The sequence below is a fragment of the Streptomyces exfoliatus genome (assembly GCF_000725545.1).
In the GTDB taxonomy this organism is placed as follows: domain Bacteria; phylum Actinomycetota; class Actinomycetes; order Streptomycetales; family Streptomycetaceae; genus Streptomyces; species Streptomyces exfoliatus.
In genome coordinates this window covers 1-6,718 of sequence record NZ_JNZP01000062.1, presented here as the reverse complement: position 1 = coordinate 6,718, position 6,718 = coordinate 1, and the positions used below count along the sequence as shown (strand labels likewise).

The 6,718-nt window shown below is 74.1% G+C and carries 1 protein-coding gene and 1 pseudogene; both read right to left on the bottom strand.

Going from position 1 to position 6,718, the window contains the following annotated elements; translation table 11 throughout:
• A pseudogene (locus IO20_RS0133820) lies at positions 1–782 on the bottom strand (beta-ketoacyl synthase N-terminal-like domain-containing protein); the annotation flags it as partial.
• A 169-nt stretch (positions 783–951) separates the two neighbouring features.
• On the bottom strand, positions 952–6,718 hold a 5,767-nt coding region (locus tag IO20_RS0133815), incomplete at its 5' end, for a type I polyketide synthase (protein WP_037636964.1).

The following is a 6,718-nucleotide window of genomic DNA, read 5'->3' as shown; positions in this document are numbered from 1 at the left end:
GGACAGTCGCTCGACGACCAGGACACCGACGCCTTCGGCCCACGCGGTGCCGTCCGCGTCGGCGGAGAAGGACTTGCACCGGCCGTCCGCCGCGAGCCCCCGCTGACGCGAGAACTCCACGAAGATGCCCGGGGTCGACATCACGGTCACGCCGCCCGCCAGAGCGAGCGAGCATTCACCCGACCGCAGGGCCTGGACCGCGAGGTGCAGTGCGACGAGGGACGACGAGCAGGCCGTGTCCACGGTCAGCGCCGGGCCCTGAAGGCCGAGGGTGTAGGCGACGCGGCCGGAGGCCACGCTCGATGTCGTTCCCGTGAGCCCGAACCCGGTGGCGGCCGCCCCGGCTTCGCCGAGCCTCGGACCGTACTCCTGGGGGCCTCCCACGACACTTCGAGGAGCAGCCGCTGCTGCGGGTCCATCGCCAGCGCCTCGCGCGGCGAGATCCCGAAGAAGGCCGGGTCGAACTCGGCGGCACCGTCGAGGAATCCGCCGTTGCGCACGTAGGACGTGCCGGCGTGATCCGGGTCGGGGTGGTAGAGCCCGTCCAGATCCCAGCCCCGGTCGGACGGCAGGCCGGAGATCACGTCCCGCTGCTGGGCGACGACCTGCCACAGGGCCTCGGGCGAGTCCACCCCGCCCGGGAAACGGCACCCCATGCCGACGATCACGATCGGATCGTTGGTGCCCGCTTCCAGTTCGCGGACCCGCTGACGGGACTGGTGCAGGTCGAGGGTGAGGCGCTTGAGGTATTCGACCAGTTTGTCGTTGTCCGTTGTTGTCATGGTGATGATGCCCCCGTAGGCGTCGTGAAGCCGTGCTGTGCGTACGCGCGGAGCCGGGCGTGACTGCCCGTGCGACGTGCCGGAGCACGCCGCGCGCGGCGAACAGGATGAGCTGGGCGAACAGGATGAGCAGGGCGGGCCGTGGGGAGGTCCGCGAGGCGGAGGTGGATCAGAGTTCGGTGTCGATGAACGCGAGGAGTTCGTCGACCGACGCCGACTGGACCCGTGCGGTCAGGTCGGCGGATTCCTGGGTGCGCTGAGCCGGTACGCGGACCACCAGGGCCTGCAGTCGCTGGACGATCTCGGCTCTGACATCGTCCTGGGTGTCGTCGGACAGGTCGGCGAGGGCCGCTTCCAGCCGGTCGAGTTCGACAAGCCCGGGTGCGGCGTTCGGGTCGGCGGGGCCGGCAGCGTCGGCGGTGTCGGCGTGGCGGGTGGAACCGTCGGATTCCGTGTCGTCCGGTGCCAGTTCGGTGCGCAGGTGCGCCACGACCGCGAGCGGCGTGGGGCAGTTGAAGAGGAAGGTGGCGGGCAGCCGCAGATCGGCGCTGGTCTGCAGCCTGTTGCGCAGTTCCACGAGGGTGAGCGAGTCGCAGCCCATGTCCTTGAAGGGCCGGTCGGCGGGGATACCGGACGCGGAGGACCGGCCGAGTACTGCGGCGGTCTGTACCCGAACGAGATCGAGCAGGAGTTCCTCCCGCTCGGCGGCGCTCAGGACGGCGAGTCGGTCGCGAAGGGTCCCGGTCGCCGGGGTCGTGACCGCAGTCGTCGCCTGGGCCGGCCGTGGGGCGGCGGGAGCCAGATCCCGCAGGACGACCGGGAGTTGGGCTCCGAGGGCGCCGAGCGCGGCACGGTCCAGGGGCGCGGGAACGAGCGCGGCGGCGTCCGTCCGCAGTGCCGCGTCGAGCAGGGTGAGGCCCTCCGCCCGGTCGATGGGGGCGAGGCCGGTCCTGGCGATCCGTACCCGGTCGACCTCGGACAGGGCACCCGCCATCCCGGCGGCGCCCGGCCTTCCCGCCGTGTCCGCCCACATGCCCCAGGCCAGGGAGAGCGCGGGGAGACGCCGTGCCTTGCGGTGCTGGGCCAGGGCGTCCAGGTAGGCGTTGGCGGCGGCGTAGTTGCCCTGGCCGGCGCCACCGATGACACCCATGACGGAGGAGAAGAGGACGAACGCCGAGAGGTCCTGGTCCAGGGTCAGTTCGTGCAGGTTCCGGGCCGCGGTGGCCTTGGCGGCGAGCACGGTGTCCAGACGCTCGGGGGTGAGCGCGGTGATCACGCCGTCGTCGAGCACTCCTGCGGCATGGACGACTGCGGTGAGCCGTACGCTGGTGAGGAGCCGCGCGAGCGCGTCGCGGTCGGCGGTGTCGCAGGCGGCGAGCGTCACCTCGGCGCCCAACCCGCGCAGCTCCGCGGCGAGTTCCCCTGCGCCCGGCGCGTCGGCGCCACGGCGGCTGACGAGCAGCAGGCGGTGCGCGCCGTGCCCGGTGACCAGGTGTCGGGCCACCAGTCCGCCGAGGGCCCCGGTGGCGCCGGTGATGAGGACGGTGCCGTCCGGATCGATGGCCGTGGGCAGGGTGAGCACCACCTTGCCGATGTGCCGGGCCTGGCTGACGTACCGGAACGCCTCCGGTGCCCGGCGGACGTCCCACGTGCTGAACGGCAGCGGCGTCAGCGCGCCCGACGACAGCAGCGTCAGGACGGCCGTGAGCATCTCGGCGATCCGTTCGGCCGGCTCCTGGAGCAGGTCGAAGGAGCGGTAGTCCACTCCGGGGTGGTCGGCCCCGACCAGCGCGGGGTCGCGCAGGTCCGTCTTGCCCATCTCCACGAAGCGGCCGCCGTGCGGCAGCAGCCTCAGGGAGGCGTCCACGAACTCACCGGCGAGGGAGTTCAGTACGACGTCCATGCCGCGGCCTCCGGTGGCCGCGCCGAACGCGGCCTCGAAGTCCAGGGTGCGGGACGACGCCAGGTTCGACCCGTCCAGGCCGAAGGTCCGCAGGGCGTCCCACTTCGCGGGGCCCGCCGTGCCGTAGACCTCCGCCCCCAGGTGCCGGGCGAGCTGGACGGCGGCCATGCCGACACCGCCCGCGGCGGCGTGGATCAGCACGCGCTCGCCCCGGGCCAGACCCGCGAGGTCGACCAGGGCGTGGTAGGCGGTCAGGAACACGATGGGCGCGGAGGCGGCCTGGGCGTAGGTCCAGTCGGCGGGCATCACGGCGACCCGCCGGTGGTCGGCGACGGCCACCGGGCCGAACGCCCCGGAGAACAGGCCCATGACCCGGTCGCCGACGGCGAGCCCTGGGACACCGGGCCCGACCTCGGTCACCACACCGGCCCCTTCGAGGCCGAGCAGACCGGGGTCGCCGGGGTACAGGCCGAGGGTGTTGAGGACGTCACGGAAGTTGACGCCCGCCGCGCGCACCGCGACGCGCACCTCGCCCTCGCCCAGCGGGGCCAGGTTCTCGGGGCAGGGAGCGAGCGCCAGGTGGTCCAGGGTTCCGCGTTCGCGCACCTCGAGCCGCCATGCGGTCACCCCGGCCGGGGGTACCAGGGCGCTGCCGGCCGTCGCCCGGCCGAGCCGGGGCACCAGCGCGTCCCCGTCGCGCACCGCGAGCTGCGGTTCCGTGCCGATGAGTCGCAGTGCGGCACGGCAGTCGGCGGCGGACTCCACGTCGAGGAGTCCGACCCGTCCGGGGTTCTCGGTCTGCGCCGAGCGGGCGAGACCCCATACGGCCGCGGCGTCCGGGTCCACGTCGGCGTCGGGTGCCGTGGCGACGGCCGCCCGGGTGACGAGCACGAGCCGGGAGTCGGCGAGACGGTCGTCGCCCAGCCACTCCTGGAGGAGGGCGAGCGCGTGGTGTACGGCGGGCCGGGTACCGACCGCCGGGCTGTGCGCGAGGTCCGCGACGTCCCCGAGGTCCGCCAGCGGCGCGAAGACCACCGCGGGGGCGGGAAGCCCCGTATCGAGGGCCTGCGCCAGTGCCGTGAGATCGGCGTACCGCGGGCCGACACCCAGGTCCGCGGAGCCGAGTGCGACGGCCGAAGACGGCTCCGAAGCGGACGGACCGGAAGCGTGGTCCGATTCCGCGGTGGCCGGCTTCCAGTCCAGGCGGTGGAGCGACCGGGGTACGGCCACGGTGTCGCTCACCGGGCGCAGGAGCAGCTCCTCGACCTCGGCGATCACCGCGTGGGACTCGTCGAGCAGGGTCAGCGACACCGCGTCGGGCCCGGTGGGGGCGATCAGGGCGCGGGCCGCACGGGCACCCGGCTGGTGGACGGTCACGCCGCGCCAGGAGAAGGGCAGCAGACGGCGGTCGCCGTCGTCCAGGGCGGCCATGACGATCGGGTGCAGCGCCGCGTCGAGCAGCGCCGGGTGCAGCCCGTAGGAGGCGGCGTCGGTGACGGACGGCGGCAGGGCGACGTCGGCGAACAGCTCCGTGCCGTCCCGCCACGCGGCCCGCAGGCCCCGGAAGACCGGGCCGTAGGCGTAGCCCGCGACGGCGAGCCCTTCGTAACAGCCGTCGAGCGGCAGGGACTCGGCATCGGCGGCGGGCCGCCGGCCCGTGGCCGTCGCGGCCGCCGTGTCGTGCGGCGCGAGGGTGCCGGTGGCGTGCAGCGTCCACGGCTCGGTGGCGCCGTCCGGCGTCTCGGTGCGGGCGTGCACGGTCACCACCCGCAGAGCGTCGTCACCGGGTGCGGCCACCAGGACCTGTACCTCGGTGCGGCCCTCCTCGGGGATCACCAGGGGGGCGAGCAGCGTGAGCTCGGCGACGCGCGGCGTGCCGGTCTGCGAGCCCGCGCGGGCGGCGAGTTCGAGGAAGGCGGTGCCGGGCAGCAGGACCGAGCCGAGCACGGCGTGGTCGGCGAGCCAGGGGTGGGTGCGACGGCTGAGCCTGGCGGTCAGCGCGGTCTGCCCGGATTCGGCGAGTTCGACGGCGGTGCCGAGCAGCGGATGGCCGGCCGGCCCCTCGGTGCCGTGCGCGGTCAGCCAGTACCGCTCACGCTGGAAGGCGTACGTGGGCAGGCCGGGGGTCCGGCCCGGGCCGAACACGGCCCGCCAGTCCGGGGTACGGCCCCGGACGTGCAGGGCGCCGAGCGCGGCGGCCAGGGTGCGCCGCTCGGACCGGCCGCGGCGCAGGACGGGGACGAAGGACAGAGCGTCGTCGTCCAGAGCGTCCTGGCCCAGTGCCGAGAGCACGCCGTCGGGGCCGAGTTCGAGGAAGGTCCGCATCCCGAGGTCGTGGAGGGCGGCGAGACCGTCGGACATCCGTACTTCCCGGCGTACCTGCCGGACCCAGTAGTCGGCGGTGACGTCGACGGGGCCGCCGGTGACGGTGGACACCATCGTGATGCGCGGCTCCGCGTACCGGACGCTCGCGGTGACGGCGGCGAACGCGTCGAGCATCCCGTCCATGCGGTGCGAGTGGAAGGCGTGGCTGACGACGAGCCGCCGCGTCTTGCGGCCGGTGGCGGCGAACTCGGCGGCCACCTGCTCGACGGCCTCGACGTCGCCGGAGACGACGACGGCCAGGGGACCGTTGACGGCGGCGATGCTCACCTCGTGCTCGCGGCCCTCGAGGAGTGCGCCGACCTCGTCCTCCGACGCCTGGACGGCCATCATCGCCCCGCCGGACGGCAGGGCCTGCATGAGGCGGCCGCGCGCGGCGACCAGCGCGCAGGCGTCGGGCAGGGTGAGGATCCCGGCGACGTGGGCGGCGGCGAACTCGCCGATGGAGTGGCCGAGTACGGCGTCCGGCGCCAGGCCCCGGTCTTCGAGCAGCCGGAACAGCGCGACTTGGAGGGCGAAGAGAGCGCACTGGGTGTTCTCGGTGCGGTCGAGTGCCTCGGCGTCGTGGAACATCACGTCGCGGATCGGCGGTGTGCCGGGGACGGAGGCGCGGCAGGCGTCGAGTTCACGGCACACCGTGTCGAGCGCGGCGGCGAAGACGGGATCCGCCTCGTACAACTCGCGTCCCATTCCGACCCGTTGGCTGCCCTGGCCGGTGAAGAGGTAGGCGAGTCCGGCGTCGGGGCGCGCCGTGCCGAGTGCCAGGGCGGCGTGCGCCTCACCGCGCCCGAGCGCGCCAAGGGCCGCGACGGCCTCGGCGCGGTCCTCGGCGGTGACGGCCGCGCGGTGGTCGAGGGCGGTACGGGTGGTGGCCAGGGCGCGGCCGAGGTCGAGGACGGACACGTCGTCGAGGGTGTCCAGAGCGTCGACGAGTGCGGTGGCCTGGGCGCGCAGCGCCGGTTCGGTACGGCCGGACAGCACCCAGAAGGGGGCGGAGTCGCCGTCCACGGAATCGGCCGTGGGCGTGGGCGGCTGCGCGGGGGCTTCGGCGAGGACGACGTGGGCGTTGGTTCCGCTGATGCCGAAGGAGGAGACTCCGGCCCGGCGGATCTTGTCCTCGGTGGCGGGCCAGGGGCGCGGGTCGGTGAGGACTTCGACACCGCCCGACTCCCAGTCGACCAGCTCACTCGGCTTGCTCACGTTGAGCGAGGCGGGCAGTTCGCCGTGCTGGAGGGCCATGACCATCTTGATGACGCCGCCGACGCCGGCGGCGGCCTGGGCGTGTCCGAGGTTCGACTTCAGCGAACCCAGGAGGAGCGGCTGGCCGCCGTCCCGCTCCTTGCCGTATGTGGCGAGGAGGGCCTGTGCCTCGATGGGGTCGCCGAGGACGGTGCCGGTGCCGTGGGCTTCGACGGCGTCGACGCCGGAGAAGGAGATTCCGGCGTCCTGTACGGCGGCGCGGATAACACGTTCCTGGGCGGGGCCGCTGGGTGCGGTGAGTCCGTTGGAGGCGCCGTCCTGGTTGACGGCCGTTCCGGCCACGACGGCCAGTACCTCGTGGCCGAGGCGTCGGGCGTCGGACAGTCGCTCGACGACCAGGACACCGACGCCTTCGGCCCACGCGGTGCCGTCCGCGTCGGCGGAGAAGGAC